This window comes from Dictyobacter arantiisoli (genome assembly GCF_008326305.1).
In the GTDB taxonomy this organism is placed as follows: domain Bacteria; phylum Chloroflexota; class Ktedonobacteria; order Ktedonobacterales; family Ktedonobacteraceae; genus Dictyobacter; species Dictyobacter arantiisoli.
In genome coordinates, this window is record NZ_BIXY01000075.1 from 1 (window position 1) to 19,642 (window position 19,642).

Consider the following 19,642-nt stretch of genomic DNA (forward strand, 5'->3'; position numbering starts at 1 on the left):
GATTGGTTAGGTGCTTCCAACGTTGCAAAGTACATGCGGCATTTCTGTGCTCAGCCTCAAGAAGCAATTCAATTGCTTCTTGACAAGCTTTCGTGGTAAAACGGGACTACCAAAAAGCCCTGCTATCCAGTGGAGTTTCCAATTCCCTTTTTTGCCGCCTTTGGCGGCGGGATGAGAAGAGGAAAAGCGGGCAACATCCCACACCCCGGCAGTGGAATAGCTGTTCTACTGCCAGGGATTAGGAATGAAGTCAGGACATCCTATTATCGTGCTATTCAGCCAACAATTCGTTAATTTTAGCTTCAATAGTGCTGGCTGTTGGATAAAAAACCTCTTCCTCAGCGGTGCTATAAGGCGCTGGAGGAGCAGGTAAGGCAGAGATAAAAGCGGGCGTTCCATCTAAATCATAGAAACAATGCTGGACAATCCAGGAATGGAGATGACGTCCGAAGCTTGTTAGATCAATTTCTTCAGTGACGACAATCACCCGGTTCGCCTCTTTCACAGCAGCAGCGACGGCGGCTTCATCAAAAGGAGCCAGCGTACGCAGATCAACAACTTCAATGGAGATGCCGGCACGTCTGGCTACGTTTACTGCGGCTGAGCAAGCTTCCAGTACCATAGTTCCCCAGGCCATAATCGCGACACGGAGCTTTCCCTGGCCTAAACGTAGGCGGCGCGCTTTCCCAAGCGGTAGCGTATAGTATCCCTCAGGCACACTCCAGAACTCGGCCATTTCGGGAATAATTGTTCCTGACTCGTCTTTTGGTGGCTCAGAACGATAGAGTCGTCCACGTTCCAGAAAAACCACGGGGGAGAGGGCCCGTGCTGCCTCCAGGAGCAAGCCTTTCGCATCAAAAGGCGAGGCGGGACAAACGGTAATCAGGCCCGGTGTGTTTGTGAACCACTGTTCACCTGTATTCGAGTGCCCATATGCGCCACCACCCGCAGAACTACTGGAGATTGGGCCGCCGCCGCCACTACCAGATTTTGTACGGATCAAGAGTGGTGAATCCCATTTCCCATTGGTTTGATACGGGAAACGCGCAGCCAGACGAATGGTCTGCGCCGACGATTGGTAATAATCGACAAACTGAATCTCCGCACAGCGCGCTTTGCCTTCCCGTAAACCTGCCCCTGAAACGATACCAACGATCACCTGTTCATTGAGTGGACTGCTAATCGCACGTCCTGGGACCTGCTTGACCAGAGAAGCAGTAGCGCCAAAAACGCCCCCTTTGGGACTTCCTACGTCCTGCCCATAAACAAAAAAACCTGGATCTCGCTGTGCTAACTCAACTAATGCCTCGTTGATCGCGCTTAACATAGTCAGAGTGCGCACTGTGCCACGAGGAGTATTCTCATGCCATTCTGGTATCTTGACCACGTGCTCTAATACACGCTCAGATGTAGGTTCCGGTTCCTGAATGATAATCTGTTCCGCACGTTCAATTTCCACACGAATCTCTTTGCGTATTCGCTCAATATCAGCTTCTTGCATCAGACCCTGTTCAACCAACCAGTGCCCAAACTTCTTTACAGGATCTTTTGTCGCGCTTGTCAACGCAATTTCTTCTTTTGTGCGATACGAACGAATATCAGTACTACTTGAATGGGCATCTAATAAACCAAGGCGCAAATGCATCAGTGCGGGACCCTTGCCAGCACGAATATGTTGAACCAGGCGGCAAGACGCTTCATAGGTCGCAATCACATCCGAGCCATCTACCTCTTCAGCATAGACACCGGCAGCTTTCGACCACTCAACTAATGAACCAGACCATTGGTGTCCACCTTTGAACGTAATGGCCCAATCGTTATCTTCGATAATCATTAACACTGGGAGTTGATGAATACCTGCTTGTCGAAATAATGCAGTAAAATCATTCGTCGCTGCTCCACCATCACCAGTAGAACAAACTATTAATTCATTGCCTTTTTGTTGTTTGATTGAGAAACCTACACCGCCAGCAAAGGGCCCGAGGGCCGCGACCTCACTTACTCCGGGTAAAATATGAAACTCTTTACTTGCATAATGAGCTGGCATATTACGGCCAGCATTCATTGGCCCGGTAGTACGCGCATATGCTTCGCGTAATGGTCCATAGATATCATCAGTACGTTGTAGCCAGGCTGCCAGATCACGATAATATAAAGCCAGCCAATCATCTTCATTCAGCGCCGCTACCACCGCCGCCATGGCCTCGTGGCCTGCACAACCAATATAAAAAGGAAATCGGCCTTGCGTCTTACGAGTTTTCAACAAGTCATTCATGACTCGAGCAGTTACCATTGTGCGGTAGAGCGCAATTACGTCCAGCGACTCTGCTGGTGTTTCCGTCTCGGTTGCGCGAACATTTATTGTCATTTTGTGCTATTGCCTCCACATAGTTGTCTGCACTGACGCTGTAGGCTTCATCGATGCTCCCAGATAATAATAAATCACAACACCATTATAATGGGTGACGACAGCGAAAAGCAATGAGCAGAAATTTTCTACAGCGCTGTTTTTCCATCCTTTATAAGAGAGTTTTTTTCCGAGCGAAACGTTGCAGTCAAAAAAATAGTGAGCTGCATCTGGCAAATACAAACAGTCATAGCACTCACTGGACATTCTCGCCGCTTGAGCACTATAATGTGTCTAACTATTTTTTCATCGGAACATGTCTCACCAGTGAAATACTGGTCGATGGCAGAGAAAACAACAGGTACCCAAAGAGATGCAATAGGACATGATGCATACAGATCCATCTTCGATAGTTCTGCAAGATCTCTACACAAAGATGCTCTTAACACGCATCGTCGATAATTGCATGTTGTGGCTCTATACAGAAGGGTACATTGATTTTGTAAGCAGTTGTCGTGGGCACGAAGCCACTCAGGTAGGAAGCGCAACCTGTATTCAGGTTGGACAAGATTTTACCTTGCCCTTTTACCGCGATCTGGGTGTCGTGCTGACCATTGGAATGACCCCATACGAAATATTTCGGACAAGCTTGCAAACGCAACGTCAGCAAGCGGGTAGCCCGGATGGTTTCCAGGCACCACTCCAGTATTGGGGCTACCATAAACACAACACCATAACAGGATCAGCCCCCGTTGCCACACAACTGTTGCATGCAGCAGGCATTGCTTTTGCCTGTAAACTCCGCAAAGCAGCGGTGGTTACGGTAGCTTATTGCGGCGATGATGCCACCACCGAGCCAGATTTTCAGGAAGGAATTCAATTCGCCGCCATGCATCAACTACCTGTTGTTTTTATCTGTGAGCAAGATTGTACACAATTTTACTCAACCAAACAATCTACCACCTCGCAAGCACCTTCGTGTCTGCATGCCGAGGCATTGCCGCCTCACCTCCTCTATCAACGCATCGATGGTATGGACAGTGTTGCTGTCTATAGTGCGACACTCCGTGCAATGCAAGCTGCACGCGAGGGACATGGTCCGACACTCTTGGAAATGGCTGTTACCCGCTCATTACCCACAGTACCTCTGCCTCAATCTGAGGACCCCTCCACAGTGGTACATGGTTTGCCTTCCCTATCCAACGCCGGAACGCTTTTGGATCCCCTTGTGCGCTGTCAGCACACCCTGCAAGAGCGAGGCATGTGGAATGACGAATGGGCCACCCAACTTTCCAAACGCATGATGACTGAGGTTGAACGTGCACTCCAGGATGCGCTACGTGATACCTTACAGTCAAAATGAGAAAGCCGAGTTGAAACATGACATATTCACATCTTGAAAATATTGATGTGCGGCATGTAACGACCAATCAGCCTTTTTACGCAAGCACACTCATTATTCAACAACAACAGTTGGTGGTAGCTTTATATGCAGACTCTCTGGCTACCGCAAAAGGGAATACATCTCCTATTTATCGTGTCAAAAGTATTGGTGGAGAGCAACAACCAGGAGAAAGCATATGGGATTGTGCACTCAGGGAAGCACAATCCAAACTAAAATTGCCGCTAAAATTGCTTCATACCCCCATTACCTATTTTCATGATGTCGATGACGGAGATATTTATTTACTTCAATGCATCGATAGTATTGCGCCCCTGCTCCTCGAACGTCAAAGCAACCTGTATCCCTATGCCTCTATCCGTCCTGGTCTACCAGCAGGGCCTTATACCTATGGTGGGCTTTTTCTTGCACAACCCCTGCAACCCATCATCCAGGATAGTAATATCGGAGGCTTGCTCTCTGTGCCTTTAGTCCAGTGTTCGCTCCTGCTTCAACAACCCACATTAGAAGTAGTATTACAACAAGGGGCATCATTACTGGGAGAGACAACCTTTCCCCTCAATAGTCAAATCCGGATACATCCCTGGGAAACATTGGCTCTCACGCTCCCTTTACTGGAACGACATCCTGAAGTGTGGATCACATCAGACAGCAACCAGAATAAATAGAGACCAATAACATCTTCACGCAATCGCTATAAGAAAAGTGGAAAGGGAGATGTGGTGCTTATTTGTTCTCTTTACGTTGCAAATAAGCACCACATACACGGGGGACGCGTTACGCATTTCTAGAAAAACCTCTACCTGCGAGTTTAGCGGATCTTTCCCAGAAAGCAATAAAGCTGTTAAAAAACCTGATGAGTTTTGATATAATGAAAAGGATCTGTCCCCGACAGATTTATCTGACAATGATATTCTCTGTCGAATGATCATACATGTATCTATCACCATCTATCAATCGCTCTTAGGACGGAGCCTGATGATAATGGCGTCAGTCACTTTTTACGAGGAAGTAGGATTTTTCTATGCAGCACCCATTACCAGGTCACATCCTTTATGGTGGCGACTATAATCCAGAGCAATGGTCTGAAGATATCTGGCAAGAAGATATGCGTTTAATGAAACTTGCCAATGTCAATATGGTCTCAATTAATATTTTTTCCTGGACCATGCTAGAGCCAGCAGCCGGCCAGTATCATTTTGAACAGCTTGATCGCATTATGGATCTTCTGTATGAAAATGGTATTGCGGCTGACCTGGCTACCGCAACTGCCTCACCCCCAACCTGGATGAGTCGTCTCTATCCTTCAATGCTCCCAGTTACGCGCGAGGGTGTCCGCCTGACACATGGTTCGCGGCAACATTACTGTCCCAACAGTCCTGATTATCGCCGTAAAGGGGCAGCACTGGTACAACGTCTGGCGGAACGCTACGCCAAGCATCCTGCGCTTAAGATGTGGCATTTAAATAATGAATATGGCTGCCATGTCAATCAATGTTACTGTGACAACTGCGCAGCCGCATTCCGTGTCTGGCTACAGGAGCGCTATCAGACCCTGGATGTTGTCAATAGTACCTGGGGCACAACCTTCTGGAGCCAGCGCTACTACGACTGGGAAGATATTCTGCCCCCACGTCTAAGTTCCGCCCAGAATAATCCTGGTCAAGTACTTGATTACTGGCGCTTCATGAATGACTCGCTGTTGGGTTTGTATCGTTTAGAGGAAGACATTCTGCGTGCAGTAGCTCCCACGATTCCCTTAACCACTAACCTGATGGTCGCCTTCAAACCGGTTGATGTCTATGACTGGGCCAAACATATGGATATTGTGTCGTTTGATATGTATCCAGAACCCGAAGCTCTGCCATCCTGGAATGCCTTGCATCATGATATTATGCGCTCGGCAAAAGGTGGCCGCCCTCATATGGTGATGGAACAGAGCCCCAGTGAAGTCAACTGGCAGCCGCAAAATCCACACAAACGCCCGGGACAAATGCGCCTTCATTCCTTGCAAACGGTTGCGCATGGTGGTGATGGTGTCCTCTTCTTCCAGTGGAGACAATCCAAAACAGGCGCTGAAATGTATCATGCCGCCGTGGTGACACATGAAGGCAATGAGCATAATCGCATCTTCAGGCAGGCCGCACAGGTCGGTGCCGAACTGGCCAAACTTTCACCGATTGTCGCAGGATCACGCATCCAGGCCGATGTCGCTATTTTACTGGATTGGGATACCTGGTGGGCGGTTGAATATCTGCCAGGACCCAGTGACCGTATCAAATATATGGAGCTGGTCGGAAAATACTATCATGCCTTCCATCAGCAGAATGTCAATATCGATGTTGTCCGACCCGATAGCGATTTAAGTAAGTATCGCGTAGTGGTCGCGCCTATGCTTCATATGCTGCATCGCGGTGTCGCACAGAATCTGGAACAATTTGTGTCTGCCGGTGGTACACTCCTGACAACCTTCTACAGCGGTATTGTGGATGAAAATAATCATGCTGCATTGGGTGGCTATCCAGGAGAACTACGCTCCTTATTGGGAGTTCATGTAGAGGAGTTTGATCCATTGACTCCTGAAATGCATAATGAACTTGTGATCAAAGAAGGCTCTCTGGCTGGTACGTACAATACCGATCTATGGGGTGAACTGGTTCATCTCGAGGGAGCACAGGCTATCGGCGTCTTTGGTAGCGATTATTATGCCCGAAAAGCAGCGCTGACAGTCAACAAATTTGGGGCTGGTCATGCTTACTATCTGGCTACCTTAAATGATGCAGACTTCCTGGTTAAACTGGCCGCAGAACTGTGCCAGCAGGCGGGCATAAAACCAACCCTGCCTATTTCAAGCGAAATTGAAGTTACGAAACGCGTCACAGAGACAGGGAAAGAAATTTACTTCTTGCTCAATCATACGCAGCAAGCAAAGCAAATCACATTGCCCCACGGCACCTTTACCTCGTTGCTGGATGACTCATCTGTTCAGGGTGAGATCACTATTCCAGCCATGGATGCACTCGTGTTACAGGCTGAATAGAACTCAAAAATATCAGGGAGTGGCTAGCAATTATATAGCCACTCTCTTTTTACTGGTTGAAACACTCCAACAGCCGTTGATGCTATTCAATGTATCCAAACAGGTTATTTAAAGATTCAGCCAGCGTCGGATGAGCGAAGATACCATCCCGCAAGGTTGTATAGGGTAGTTTACCAAGCATGGCGATCTCGAGCATAGACATAATCTCTCCACCCTCAAGACCAAGGATACTGGCTCCCAGGATCTGTTCATTGTCCGCGTCCACAATCACTTTCATCACACCCCGAGACTCATCGACTTCCAGTGCCCGCGCGACCGAACTCATGGGCATCTTTGCCACTTTAATATGACGGTTCTGCTGGCGTGCCTCAGTTTCTGTGAGGCCAACACGCCCAAGTTGAGGATCAATGAACACAGTATAGATTGTGGCACGACCTTTGATACTGGCCTGCCCATCTTCGATTAAATTAGTGCGGAGAATACGGAAGTCATCATAAGATATATGGGTAAAGGCAGGGCCACCCTTTACATCACCCAGAGCATAAATGCCTGGCACATTCGTCTCCAGCCGCTCGTTTACCTCGATATATCCCTTCTCATTGACATTCACGCCTGCCCGCTCTAAATGGAGCAGATCCGTGTTTGGCGTACGTCCGGCAGCGCCTAACAAATGGGAGCCGGTTATGACGCGCTCCCCCTGCTTGCCGCGGACAGTTAATTGAATCTGGCCATTACTGTCAGTAGCAACTTTAACGGCAGAGGTTTCTAATAGCACATCAATGCCATCTTCACGTAAGATTTTGGTGACTTCCTCAGCAATATCAGCATCCTCGTGAGACAAAACCTGTTTTCCGCGCTGGATAATCGTTACCTGACTGCCGAAGCGCCGGAACATCTGACCAAATTCCAGGCCCACATAGCCACCACCTAATACCAATAAATGCTCAGGTACCTGGTCCAGTTCCATCACCGAGGTAGAGTTTAGAACAGGAACCGTATCAATACCATCCACACGCGCAGGAGATGGACGATCACCCACGTTTAAACAAATAGTATCTGCCGTCAATTGACGCACTTCACCACTCTGCAAGCGCACCTCAATCACCTTGGGACGCACAAAGGAAGCCTCGCCCATCAAAAGATCCACACCTTTCGAACTCTCGATACGATGCTGACTTCCATCCCGGAAGCTATTAACGATTTCACGTTTCCGCTTCCGTACCACTGACATATCAACGCTAATCGGGCCCGTTTCTACCCCATAGTCGGCGGCGCGTCTGGCTAAATAAGCAACCCGAGCGCTGGCAACCATCGTCTTGGTCGGAGAACATCCTTCATTGATACAGGTTCCTCCGACATGCTCACGCTCAATAATTGCCGTCTTCTTACCAGCCTGCCCAAATGCCGTAGCCAGCGGACCACCAGCCTGACCAGAGCCAATAATAATAACATCATAACGGGTAACGTCTGTCATTCTATACTCCTCATTTGATAGCACAGTAAAATAGATACAACTCTCTGCAATCCCTTACCGACACGTCTAAACACAACTAAAGAGAGACAATGCTATCTCTATAACGTATAACACAGATCACTCGGTGTCTTTTCAAGGCCAGATACATTCATCTCGCGCTTGAATGTTCACAGAGATTTCGCGTCAGAGCAACAGGAGAAGGGATGGGTAACAGATACACCACTTTTTGAACACAAAAGATCCACGCTAGCTATTTCATTTAGCCAGCGTGGATCTTCTTGCGGCACTGTGTCGCTTACTATTTTTATGCTTTCACACTACCGAGGGTTAAGCCATTCTGCCAGTAACGCTGTAAGCAGAGGAAACCAATAATCAGAGGGATGATAGATACCAGGGCTCCTGTGAGTACCAGGGTGTAAATGACCTGAGAGCCGCTGTTTGAGCTGGCGACCGCATTCCACTGCGCCAGACCGACGGTCAGTGGATAGTAGTTTGGATCATTAAGGACCAGCAAGGGCAGGAAGTAGTTGTTCCAGGTGCCAACAAAGGTTAGGAGTAACACCGTCACAAAGCCTGGTGACAGGACACGCAGCACAATACTCCAGAAGATGCGGAACTCACCAGCACCATCCACGCGAGCAGCATCCAACAATTCGTCAGGGACCGCCTGCGATGCATAAACACGCATCAGATACACGCCAAAGGGTACTGCCAGCGAGGGCAGAATAATGGCAAGCGGAGTATTAATCAGCCCTACCTTACTCAGTAACAGATAAAGAGGAATTGAGAGTGCTGTATTGGGCACCATAATCGCACCCAGTACAACGGAGAACAGGAATCTGCGACCGGGAAAGCGAAACTTGGCAAATACATACCCGGCCAGCGCACAGAAAAATGAGGCACCAACCGCACTGATCACCGAATAGTAAGCGGAATTGCCCAACCACTTGAGATAAATGCCACCCTGGTAGGTAAACAAATCATGCAGGTTATTCCACAAATTGAAATTGGGAGCAAGCCAGAGTCCAAACGTAGCAAACAAATCAGTATTGGTCTTGGTTGTGGAAACAAGCAGCCAGAAGAGTGGCATCAGGAAATAGACAAAAAAGAGCAACATGATGACGGTCATAATAGTACGACCAGTCCATCCTCTATGCCTACCGGGATTTTTCTGCGTCTTTGCCGATTGGCGCATTACTTCTTTTCTGGACGCTGAAATTTGTTCTGATACAGCCATCAATTTTCTCCATCTTTATTAGTAAACAACATGAAGACGTAGGAAAAAACAAACACAATTGCGCCCAGAGCAAATGAAACTGCCGCCGAGTAGTTATATTGCTGATTTGTAAAGGCCAAAGTATAGGCATACAGGTTAGGCGTATAGTGATCTTGAATCACATTCGGGACAATAGTGTACAAAATCTGTGGCTCATTGAACAATTGGAGCGAGCCAATAATGGAAAAGATGACTGTTAAGACGATAGCCGGCGCTATAATCGGAATTTTAATGGCAATGGCTGTATGCCACCAGTTAGCACCATCCAGATGCGCAGCTTCATATAATTCTTGTGGAATGGCGTGCAGGGCCGCATAAAGCACGATCATATTGTAACCCGTCCATTGCCATGTCGAAATATTGATCAGTGAGGGAAGAATCCCTGTGGGACTGAGGAAGTTTGGCGCAGGCAGATTGAAGAAGCTGGCGATCTGCACCAGAGGGCCAAAGTGATTGCTATAGAGATATCCCCAGAGCAAGGCAGCAATAACACTGGGAATAGCATAGGGGATAAAAAATCCAATCCGGAATAGCCCTTTCAGATAGGTTGAGCCACTATCAAGCACCAGCGCAAAAAAGAGCGCCAGGATGATCATGATTGGGACTTGAATGACCAAAAAGAGCACGACATGCAGTACGCCTTGCCAGAATTCGCCATCTTGAACAACTTGTATATAGTTTGCGATACCGACAAAAACCGTACCACCGATCAACTTATCCGCAAAAAGGCTGATCCATAATGAATAGCCAAGTGGCAGGATAAAGAAAATCAAAAAGATAAGCAAAAATGGTGCCAGAAAAAGATAGGGCAATCCCACTCGTCTACGCCAGGGGAGATTATCGCCTTTGACCGAGCGACGTGCCGAACGAGAATCTTTGATGGCAAGCGTAGCACGATCAGTCGCTAATTGCTGTTTCATGAAATGTCCTTTCATCAATCAGAGATCTAGTGCAGAGGAAAAAAAGACATCTGCATGGATAAGGAGTAGGGACAACCTGATCCTTCCCACTATACAGTAAGCAGATCTCATTCAATAGCGTATATACGCCTTTTCCCGGAAGAGCCATCCGGGGCGCACCCGGGATGAAGGCACCGGCTGACACCAATACCACCATCCTGAATGCACATTCCATTATTTATTGCTGACTGTAAATCCCTGAGCTTTAGCGTAAGAGGTCGCATCATTCTGGGCTTGTTGTAACGCTTGTGCCATCGAGGCTTTACCATTCACAGCATTACCAAGCTGCACCGTCAATTGGTTATTAATATAATCCTGGAAAGGAGTCCACTGGAAGGATGTATCAACATGAGCCGAAGATTGCGCGAAGATCTTGTTGACATTCTGTCCACCATAGAAGGGAACTGAAGTACCGAACGAAGGATCATTCAACACACTCTTCAAGGTTGGATAGAGGAAGAGTTGGTTGGAGAGCATATTGGCCGCAGTCTTGTCATGGTTGATCCACATCGCAAACTCGGCAGCTTCTTTAGGATGCTGGCTCTGTGTAGTGACAGCATCGGTTGAACCACCCCAGTTAGCGGAGACGTTGTCTCCAGCATTCCACTGAGGCAAGGGAGCGACACGCCACTTACCAGATGAACTGCTTGCAATGCCAGCCAGATCGGTCGGAGCCCAGGCAGCAGTGATCCAGGTAGCAAGTGTACCATTGGACAGCTCGGTATTCCAGTCATTAGCAAAATCAGGAATAGTCTGAACCGCACCAGAATTTATCAGATCATCCCAGTAATTGGCAACTTTTTGGGTTGCTTCATTGCTCAGATTGACTGAAACATTCGTGCCATTGGAGGTATAAGGACGTGCCTTCGCCTGCCAGAGATAGCTGGTAAACGCGGCAGCATCGTTGGGGGCAAAGTTGGTCATATATACTTTTGGATCTGCTTTATGTAAAGCAATAGCCTCTTGCTGGAACTGATCCCAGGTTGTTGGCACGGCCAGATTATATTTTTTGAAGATATCTTCCCGATACAACATGCCCATAGGACCGCTATCCTGAGGGATTGCATAGATTTTATCGCCCTGGGTGGACTGTGCCCAGGCCCAGGAAATATAATCGTTTTTATAAGCATCAGCACCATATTGTGACAGGTCAACCAGTTTACCGGTCATCGCGAAGGTTGGTAGTTCACTATACTCAAGCTGTACCACATCAGGAGCTCCGGAGCCAGCTTTCAAAGCTGTACGTAACTTGGGATATTCAGTTCCGCCCTGTCCCACATTGTCTAATTTGACTTTAATATTTGGATGGGACTTTTCGAACAAATCGACAGCCTGCTGAAAATTTGGGACCCACGACCAGACAGTAATTGTCACAGGACCATTTGATGAACTGGTGGAAGATCCACCACAGGCAGCCAGAAAACCTGTCAATAAACAGGCCAGGGCCAGGGTCATAGCAGCTTTGCTATATTTTGAAAATAGATGGTGAGGCATTCTCAGTTTCCTCCAGAGACTTTTATTCTTAATTGTATCTGCAATCAAATTACAGATGGGCATCCCCGATGTGTGATTTTTTTGCACATGGATGCAATCGTTGCGTTTTCGTCTTGCCAGGAGGTCACATGAAGGAATGTAAGGATGCTTGAAAAAACGATAACCTGGGAGGAATAAGGCATTCTGAAATCAGCATGACATGACAAGCGCCTGCCCAGTCATCAAGCTATCACGGTATAAAAATAGAGATACCACTCTATATACATTGCCGTCTCATACCATGAGACAAAGAAAACCCAAGTCTATTACTACTTTATTGCTTCCAAAATACACAGGTTCTATGTATTTCTCAATCATTCAATCCTTGAACGATAAACAAATAGTGAGAACGCATCATCGTCTTCCCAGTAGTCCTTTTTGTTACCTCATATTGTCTCCGCATAGACAAATTTCACTTTATCGTGCATAGCACAAAGAAACGAACTTATAATAAATAGAAATAAAGAAATAATCACCGACAGTGGCAAAGATGCTATTTTATAGCATGTTCTTACTCTATTTGTATAAATGTTCCTTTATTCAGGAAGAGAACAGGTTGATTTACCGATAAACTTCCTTAACAAGATTAAATATAACCGGGTTTATAGAGAATGTCAATATGTGGACAGCCCTGCCCAATTCACAAAAGATGGACCTTCACGGAGAAAATGGCCTCCATCTCCGGAGGCCATGAGTTACAAAAGCTGGGATAAAGCTAGCTCACAACCCTTCTGAGGGTGAGACCATTATGCCAATAGCGTTGGAGCAGGAGAAATCCGATAATCAGCGGCAAGATTGAAAATAATAAACCAGTAACCAGGTGCTATACACATACTGCTGCACACCACCACTGCTATAGAAAGAATTCCACAATTGCATGCCAACAGTGACCAGGAACATGTTAGCATTGCTACTCATAACACACTGTAAGAAGTAGTTAGTCCACACAACGACAAACTGAAACAAGCGGTCGCCTGTTGCAGACTACCAAACCCTACGTTAGCACACATTCCTGGCTATTTACCATGGAGGGAGGACGGGGACTCACGGATAATAATTGGATAGTCTCTCCTCACTTACATCAGCGAGAAGGCTAACGATCCATTAAAAGTTCATTAATTGTCTGCCAGGTGCTGGTCCTCTTCAGAAGAGCTTAATTGGTTACGCACTACTGCTTGCTCTTGATGTAACAATGCGTCCTCAACACGCTGACGATGCTTGGGCAGAATATTACGCGGAAGATCATCAGGCGCAAAGTAGCGACACTCGCGAGACTCATCAGTCTCGACTAACGTACCACCCGTTATCTGACAACGAAACGTTAACACAATTTCTTGTTTTTGCGGCTTGGAATACACACCAACGAGCTGTCCAACCTCGATCTCTAACCCCGTTTCCTCACGCACCTCGCGTTGTACTGCTTCCTCAACGGTCTCCCCCAGTTCCATACCACCGCCAGGCAAATTCCACCAATCAATGTCTCGACGTAGCGCTAAAAGCACATCTCCTTTATGAAAGATAAGCGCAGATACGCCTATACGAAAATGGTGCAACGAAAATTCGATATTCATGCCAGGCTCCTACAATTATTCACTATAAGCATCTAGCAAACAGCCACCGCCTGATGTTCACGCATGTAAGCTCAAGCGCAGAAGAGCAATGTATTGCCACAGCATAACATTTCTACCGTCCCATCGCAATGGATACCCAGGATATATTCTATAGAACAAAATAGTGCAAGTAAAACGAGCAAATTCTTATTCAAGCACGTACTGATCAACAGTATTCTAAAAAAATCACACGCTGGTCACTTACCCTCTTTTACAGGTTCCGTTGAACGAATATAGGTATTGACACTCGCTATCATCGAGGATTACTAAAAAAATGTGGACATGACTATTGCTCGCTCATCTGAAACTAAACACGTGTGCTACGCGTAATCTATTCAGTGAGACTAAATAAAATTTAATAATTGTGTCGTCATTGTACGACAATAGACATAGGGAAAGGATGGAGATACTATGAACAATTTTGTGAAGGGTATTCTTGTGGGTGTGGGTGTAGGTTTGATCATCGCCCCTATGAAAGGCGATCAGATGCGTAAGCTTGTTAGTGAACGCTTTGGCGAGTTGCGTGGCTATCTACCTGAGAATGAGCAGCTAGATGTATACAAGTCTCAGGTTACCGACCGTGTCACACAGACAGCAGGCAACTTGAAGGATTATGCGCAACAGGCCGCAACAACAGTCAAAAGCTCAGCCAACAACCTCAGCAATATTGCGCAGAACGCCGGTTCAACCCTGAAGTCCAGTGGCAAAGATATTGCTGACACCACAAAAGATGCTGTAAACTCAAACAACAATACACTTTAATAGTGGCATCGCGTTTCTGGTGCATCCTGCCGTAATGGTATGCATTGGATAGTGACTGCGGTCAAGATAGATCGCAAACCATATGAATACACTTTTTTGTGAGAAGAACCCCTCGTGCGTTATTGAAAACGACGAGGGATTCTTTTTGCCCTTCACCCATGTGCTCAATAGAGCAAGAGGCACACGCTGTTCCCTTAATATTTATAAAAGTGTTGGAGCGTCTCTTCTTCAGGCGTTTTATTGGAGAAGAATGAGGCTTCAGCGCGTTTCACAGCAATATATGAGGTTGCCAATAACGGTCCCAGGGCATCTAACAGAACAGTGTCGCGTTCCAATTCATCCAATGCCTCATCAAGCGAGAGGGGTAAACGTCGGATACCCAGTTGTTCACGTTCCCTATCACTATAGTTTCCTGGATCAACCTTCTGCGCCTGACCAGGATCAATACACTGGTTTATCCCATCCAGACCCGCTGCTAATAATGCGCCAATCGCAAGATAAGGATTTCCGCTATGATCCGCACACTTCAATTCCAGATTACTGGATTCAGCTTCTCGTCCATAAAAGAGCGAAGGGATACGTATCGCCCCTTCTCGATTATCAAAGCCATACGCGCCATAGGCCGAACTCCAAAAGTGTGGAAGTAAACGACGATATGAATTAGGACTGGCACAGGTAAGAGCAACCAGAGCTCGCAAATGATGCAAAACACCACCAACAAAATAAAGACCCATCTGGCTCAAACCGCCCGGTTGTGAGGCATCGTAAAAAAGATTTTGTTGCGCACGCTCACGCTGAGGCGTCCCCCACAGGCTCACATGAATATGGGCACCATTGCCACCCTGATCCAAAAATGGCTTGGGCGCAAATGATGCATAAAGATGAGAGAGGCGGGCAACTCCACGTATCGTTTCACGAACACGGCAGACCTGATCCGCAGCGTGCAAAGCATTAGCATGGCGTAATGAAATCTCTTGCTGTGCCGGACCCAGTTCAGTATGAAATAACTCTATTGGAAATCCCTGTACCTCAAGTGCAGCCAGCATGGCATCAATGACTGTTGCCTGTTCATCCAGACCAATACTACTATAGCAACCACTCGTATCAGCTGGCACATACTGACCATTCACAGAACGGGCCAGATAAAATTCATGTTCTACACCGACCTCGGCCTGCAATCCCTGCTCTGCCAGACGAGCGATCGTACGCTTCAAAAACGTGCGAGGACATGCTCCCCAGGGCTGGCCATCCAACTGAAACATATCGCAAAGCATGCTGGCTGTATTGGGAAGATACGGCAAGATCACAAATGTATCAGGATCAGGCATCAAACGAAATTCCCCAACCGGCCCCATTTCCGCGACAGAGGCCAGAGTCTCAACGCCCGTAAACGCCTGCATAGCCAATGTCTGACCAATACCCTCATGCAAACGACTGGCTAGCTTGTACGCATGTGTCGCCTTACCACGAATAATCCCACCATTGTCACAATACAAAAAGCGCACCAGGCGTATATTGGCAGCCTGAGTTTGTTCAATAATTTCATGAGCATTCATAGTGAAACAAATCCTCTTCTATTTGTCAGCTAGTACATACAACCTGTAGTATTGACTGTATTATAGCAGGTAGTATTTCAATAAATAGCTCGATATAATAGGGATAGCTAGAATATACTAAAAGATGGATGATCCTTCGATTGTGCAGTGATTTGATGAATCAATCTGAAGATCGCATTCCTCAAAAACAGCCTGGCGACAAAAGAAGAGAGAAGCAAGATACGATCACCTATTTCTCATGACAAAAAACGAGATAAATTAATAAATCAGAGACTTGCTTTGTGCGTCCAGGATGTTTAAGATAGAACAAGATATTTCTCAACGTCGTTTTTTAAGCTGATTACCATAGAAAGATAGAGCCAATGCCGCTTGATCCGCAAGTTGAAAAACTCCTGGAACATCTCGATAGCTCAGAAGATGCCTCTTCCTATGATTTATCTCTCCCCGAGCTTCGTCAGCAAATGAATTTGAGCTCGGTCCAACAGGCAGGGGAAATTGAGCAGGTCGAGGCAATAGAGAACCTCAGCCTTCAAGGACCAGTAGGCGAATTTACAGTGCGTCTCTATACACCTGCTGGAAAGGGACCACTACCAATTCTGGTCTATTTTCATGGTGGTGGCTGGGTATTTGGTAATCTGGAGACGCATGATGCACTCTGCCGGACATTAGCCAATCAGGCAGCATGCATCGTGATTGCAGTTGATTACCATCTATCCCCTGAATACAAATTTCCGATTGCGATCAAAGAAGGCTATAACACCATTCAATGGATCGCAGATCAGGCCAGCTCCTTTAATGGAGATGCATCGCGCATTGCCATCGCTGGCGATAGCGCGGGCGGCAACCTCGCTGCGGCGGTTGCATTAATGATCAGGGACAAAGGCAATCCCAAATTAGCCTATCAAGTGCTGATCTATCCGTTGATAGATTATTACAGACCGTTTAAACAATCCTATCTTGATTATGGCGAGGACTATTATGTGACACGCGACGAATTAGTCTGGCACTGGCAACAATACCTCTCCAATGATCTCGAGGGACAACATCCTTATGCCTCTCCACTACGCTCACCCCTATTGACTCAGCTCCCCCCGACTTTGGTGATCACAGCCGAATATGATCCTGTACGTGACGAAGGTGAGCTTTATGCCAGACGCCTTCAGGAATCTGGCGTACCCACGCATCTGACACGCTACGATGGGATGATCCATAGCTTCTTCAGGATGACCAATCTCCTCTCACAGGCAAGAGATGCTCAGGCTGAAGTCTGTCAGGCGCTCCGTCAGGCATTCGCACAGACGACACGCAGATAATAATCAAGCGTTAAATCAGGTATGGTGCCAAAGGAACTCTCTACATATCTGATTTAACGCTTGATGCCAGTGCACTTTAACTATGCTGAAACGGGTAATTGAGAAAAGAAGTGAGCAAGTTTTTGCTCATCCAGAGCCCCTGCTGTACGCACGCTGCTACAGAGATCCAGGCCGAAGGGGCCAACCATGTCAATTGCTGTCTGCACGTTAGCCGGGGTCAGTCCGCCCGCCAGGAAAAGTGGGATAGAGATCTCTTCACGGATCATACGGCTCAGTTCCCAATCGTGCACGCGGCCTGTGCCTCCTAACTCTTTGATCGCCAACGATTGGTTTCCCGAATCCAGCAGCAATGCATCTACAGAGGAAGCAATCAAGCATGCTTCCTCCACCGAGCTTCGATCAACAACGTGAATAACCTGCACTAGAGAAATACCTGGAAGTGCCTCACGCAGATCCTGATACATTCCCTCAAGCAAGCGATCACAAATTTGAAGCGTGTTGACCTTTGAATGGCGTTGCTGGGCAACAATTGATGGAACATCCTGCCTGCTGGTCAAAAGAAACGAAGCAATGGGAGGAGGAATGGTTTCTGCGATAGCCGCAATCTCCTCCTCAGAAATAATTCCCGGTCCACTGGGCATGGACGAGACCAAACCCAAAGCCGAAGCCCCATGGCGAATCGCCATCTGAGCTTCCTCAACACTACTGATACAACAAATTTTAATTCGAGGTCTCCGTGTTGGTTCCATGATAAAGAAGCATTTCCTTTCTCAGTCAACAAGCTATTGCTGTGTTTTATTGTATCATTATTCGTCATTTTCATCGTACAAACAATGTAAGTGCGATTTTCATTCGGCAAGAACAAAATTCAAAATGTGTTGCGAATACAATATGAGAGGTCAAGGCCGATTGAGGAAGTAATATAAAGCCTCCTCACATAAGCCTCCTCTACAGTAGATACACAAAGGAAGGTAGGAACTATTATGGCAATCAACAGATCACCCATCGTCGGAGTCTTTGATGAACAAGGGAGTGCCGAACATGCCATTGAAGAGCTGTATCAGGCAGGTATCCCCAGTGACCGCATCAGTTATTCCGGCAGCCATGCCTCAGCCACTGGAGGCAATTTTATCGAGAGCATCAAAAAGCTGTTTACAGGTGGACATAATAAAACTGCTCAGGACGTCGCAAACGACTTGAATGCTATGGGTCTCTCTAACGAAGAAGCCCACTATTACGCGCAAGAATTTGATGCTGGACGGACGCTTGTTGCAGTTCAATCCGATGAACAGGGTCAGAATGCCCTTGCGATCCTGCGCAGCAATGGTGCTCATGGGTATCATGGGCAATGGAACCGCAATCCCGCTACCAAGTATGCGGATACAGCAACTACAAATACAACCTCGGACTATACACAGTCGGACCCACAACGTAGCACTGTACAGCCAGGCATCCAGTCGGCAGGAGTTCCGCAGGATGCGAGTAGCTACACAGCTAGCGGATCAACAAACGCCAATACGTATCCTACGACGCCAGCAGAGAATAATAGTCGCAACACGACCAGCTCCGGCTATACAGATACCAATCGTGCAGATACTACCTACAACCAGGATGTCAATGATCCTACGTACAGCAGTCAGCAGGGATATTCAGATGCCAATCGCAGCAAGCGCGGATTAAACGATCCTACTGACATCAATCGTCAGGGCTTCTCCGACCCTACACGCGCCACAAACGATTATAACCAGGATGTCAATAGTTCTGCTTATCGTAACGCACAAAGCAGCACTGATCCCAACCGCATGACCAATACGTATAATCAAAACGCCAATGATGTTGCGTACAGCAACCAGCAAGACTACAATACGCAAAATCAGCCAGTTCAGCAGGGCTATACTGATCCTGACGCCTACAACCAGAACACAACCGATCCTACCTATACCAACCAACAGGATTACAGCAATGCTAACGCTGCTGGTCAACAGGGCTATGTAGATCCTAACCGCCCTACCAATGCCTATAATCAGGATGTCAACGATCCTTATGCCAATCAGCAAGGTTATAACAAGCCTAACCTGACTGGTCAACAGGGCTATGTAGATCCTAACCGTCCCATGAATACCTACAACCAGGATACTACTGCTGAACGTAATCAGTTTGATGATCCTAAAACTCAGTCACAGCGCCCTGTAGAGCGTTTTGACTCAGAACGTAATCCAGACTCCGATTACGACCGTGAGAAACGCAACTCCTTTGATAAGGATCAACTGTAACATAGGAACCAATTTGACAGGCACACAGTAAAAGATTCTGTCAGCAAACGCAAAAAAAGGGAATCCTCTTCACCATATGAGGATTCCCTTTTTTTGC

The 19,642-nt window shown here is 47.0% G+C and carries 14 protein-coding genes; 6 read left to right on the plus strand and 8 right to left on the minus strand.

Features of this window, described 5'->3' with window-relative positions; all coding sequences use genetic code 11:
• Window positions 1-271: 271 nt before the first annotated feature.
• Window positions 272-2,368: an alpha-ketoacid dehydrogenase subunit alpha/beta gene (locus tag F1593_RS20510; RefSeq protein WP_149403434.1), complete on the minus strand. Its 2,097-nt coding sequence runs from the start codon at window positions 2,366-2,368 to the stop codon at window positions 272-274.
• Between the two features lie 364 nt (window positions 2,369-2,732).
• On the opposite strand from F1593_RS20510, the gene F1593_RS20515 reads away from it, so the two are divergent.
• From F1593_RS20515 to F1593_RS20525, 3 genes are all read left to right on the plus strand, one after another.
• Window positions 2,733-3,710 carry a thiamine pyrophosphate-dependent dehydrogenase E1 component subunit alpha gene (locus F1593_RS20515; protein ID WP_149403435.1) on the plus strand — a complete coding sequence of 326 codons (978 nt, stop codon included), beginning with the start codon at window positions 2,733-2,735 and terminating at the stop codon, window positions 3,708-3,710.
• 17 nt (window positions 3,711-3,727) lie between these two features.
• Window positions 3,728-4,417 (plus strand): hypothetical protein, encoded by a 690-nt coding sequence (locus F1593_RS20520; RefSeq protein WP_149403436.1) that lies wholly within the window; start codon window positions 3,728-3,730, stop codon window positions 4,415-4,417.
• A gap of 356 nt (window positions 4,418-4,773) precedes the next feature.
• Window positions 4,774-6,789: a beta-galactosidase gene (locus tag F1593_RS20525; RefSeq protein WP_149403437.1), complete on the plus strand. Its 2,016-nt coding sequence runs from the start codon at window positions 4,774-4,776 to the stop codon at window positions 6,787-6,789.
• An 82-nt stretch (window positions 6,790-6,871) separates the two neighbouring features.
• On the opposite strand, the gene F1593_RS20530 is transcribed toward F1593_RS20525, so the two are convergent.
• The 5 genes from F1593_RS20530 to F1593_RS20550 all read right to left on the minus strand — a co-directional run bounded on the left by F1593_RS20530 (window position 6,872) and on the right by F1593_RS20550 (window position 13,602).
• Window positions 6,872-8,263: a mercuric reductase gene (locus F1593_RS20530; protein WP_149403438.1), complete on the minus strand. Its 1,392-nt coding sequence runs from the start codon at window positions 8,261-8,263 to the stop codon at window positions 6,872-6,874.
• 304 nt (window positions 8,264-8,567) lie between these two features.
• A complete protein-coding gene (locus F1593_RS20535) occupies window positions 8,568-9,500 on the minus strand; it encodes a carbohydrate ABC transporter permease (RefSeq protein ID WP_216368938.1) in 933 nt (310 codons plus the stop codon).
• On the minus strand, window positions 9,500-10,459 hold the full coding sequence (locus tag F1593_RS20540) for a carbohydrate ABC transporter permease (RefSeq protein ID WP_149403439.1): 960 nt from the start codon (window positions 10,457-10,459) through the stop codon (window positions 9,500-9,502). The genes F1593_RS20535 and F1593_RS20540 overlap by 1 nt, the downstream gene beginning before the upstream one ends.
• A gap of 213 nt (window positions 10,460-10,672) precedes the next feature.
• On the minus strand, window positions 10,673-11,992 hold the full coding sequence (locus F1593_RS20545) for an ABC transporter substrate-binding protein (protein ID WP_149403440.1): 1,320 nt from the start codon (window positions 11,990-11,992) through the stop codon (window positions 10,673-10,675).
• Between the two features lie 1,154 nt (window positions 11,993-13,146).
• Window positions 13,147-13,602, minus strand: coding sequence for an NUDIX domain-containing protein (locus tag F1593_RS20550; RefSeq protein WP_149403441.1), 456 nt, complete (start codon window positions 13,600-13,602; stop codon window positions 13,147-13,149).
• Between the two features lie 450 nt (window positions 13,603-14,052).
• Here F1593_RS20550 and F1593_RS20555 point away from each other — a divergent pair, with 450 nt between their 5' ends.
• Window positions 14,053-14,403 carry a YtxH domain-containing protein gene (locus F1593_RS20555; RefSeq protein ID WP_149403442.1) on the plus strand — a complete coding sequence of 117 codons (351 nt, stop codon included), beginning with the start codon at window positions 14,053-14,055 and terminating at the stop codon, window positions 14,401-14,403.
• A 194-nt stretch (window positions 14,404-14,597) separates the two neighbouring features.
• Here the strand turns inward: F1593_RS20555 and F1593_RS20560 are convergent, their stop codons facing one another.
• Entirely contained in the window at window positions 14,598-15,959 is a 1,362-nt protein-coding gene (locus F1593_RS20560; RefSeq protein ID WP_149403443.1) for a glutamine synthetase family protein, read from the minus strand.
• A 362-nt stretch (window positions 15,960-16,321) separates the two neighbouring features.
• Here F1593_RS20560 and lipP1 point away from each other — a divergent pair, with 362 nt between their 5' ends.
• Window positions 16,322-17,272: a LipP1 family hormone-sensitive lipase gene (lipP1, locus tag F1593_RS20565; RefSeq protein ID WP_149403444.1), complete on the plus strand. Its 951-nt coding sequence runs from the start codon at window positions 16,322-16,324 to the stop codon at window positions 17,270-17,272.
• Between the two features lie 80 nt (window positions 17,273-17,352).
• Here lipP1 and F1593_RS20570 read toward each other — a convergent pair whose 3' ends face one another.
• On the minus strand, window positions 17,353-18,021 hold the full coding sequence (locus tag F1593_RS20570) for a phosphoribosylanthranilate isomerase (protein WP_149403445.1): 669 nt from the start codon (window positions 18,019-18,021) through the stop codon (window positions 17,353-17,355).
• Window positions 18,022-18,255: 234 nt separating this feature from the next.
• On the opposite strand from F1593_RS20570, the gene F1593_RS20575 reads away from it, so the two are divergent.
• Window positions 18,256-19,545 (plus strand): general stress protein, encoded by a 1,290-nt coding sequence (locus F1593_RS20575; RefSeq protein WP_149403446.1) that lies wholly within the window; start codon window positions 18,256-18,258, stop codon window positions 19,543-19,545.
• Window positions 19,546-19,642: the final 97 nt, after the last annotated feature.

Coding starts and splice junctions, on each gene's coding strand:
- F1593_RS20510 (WP_149403434.1), bottom strand. CDS start 2,368: ATGACAATAAATGTTCGCGCAACCGAGACGGAAACACCAGCAGAGTCG.
- F1593_RS20515 (WP_149403435.1), top strand. CDS start 2,733: ATGATGCATACAGATCCATCTTCGATAGTTCTGCAAGATCTCTACACA.
- F1593_RS20520 (WP_149403436.1), top strand. CDS start 3,728: ATGACATATTCACATCTTGAAAATATTGATGTGCGGCATGTAACGACC.
- F1593_RS20525 (WP_149403437.1), top strand. CDS start 4,774: ATGCAGCACCCATTACCAGGTCACATCCTTTATGGTGGCGACTATAAT.
- F1593_RS20530 (WP_149403438.1), bottom strand. CDS start 8,263: ATGACAGACGTTACCCGTTATGATGTTATTATTATTGGCTCTGGTCAG.
- F1593_RS20535 (WP_216368938.1), bottom strand. CDS start 9,500: ATGGCTGTATCAGAACAAATTTCAGCGTCCAGAAAAGAAGTAATGCGC.
- F1593_RS20540 (WP_149403439.1), bottom strand. CDS start 10,459: ATGAAACAGCAATTAGCGACTGATCGTGCTACGCTTGCCATCAAAGAT.
- F1593_RS20545 (WP_149403440.1), bottom strand. CDS start 11,992: ATGCCTCACCATCTATTTTCAAAATATAGCAAAGCTGCTATGACCCTG.
- F1593_RS20550 (WP_149403441.1), bottom strand. CDS start 13,602: ATGAATATCGAATTTTCGTTGCACCATTTTCGTATAGGCGTATCTGCG.
- F1593_RS20555 (WP_149403442.1), top strand. CDS start 14,053: ATGAACAATTTTGTGAAGGGTATTCTTGTGGGTGTGGGTGTAGGTTTG.
- F1593_RS20560 (WP_149403443.1), bottom strand. CDS start 15,959: ATGAATGCTCATGAAATTATTGAACAAACTCAGGCTGCCAATATACGC.
- lipP1 (WP_149403444.1), top strand. CDS start 16,322: ATGCCGCTTGATCCGCAAGTTGAAAAACTCCTGGAACATCTCGATAGC.
- F1593_RS20570 (WP_149403445.1), bottom strand. CDS start 18,021: ATGGAACCAACACGGAGACCTCGAATTAAAATTTGTTGTATCAGTAGT.
- F1593_RS20575 (WP_149403446.1), top strand. CDS start 18,256: ATGGCAATCAACAGATCACCCATCGTCGGAGTCTTTGATGAACAAGGG.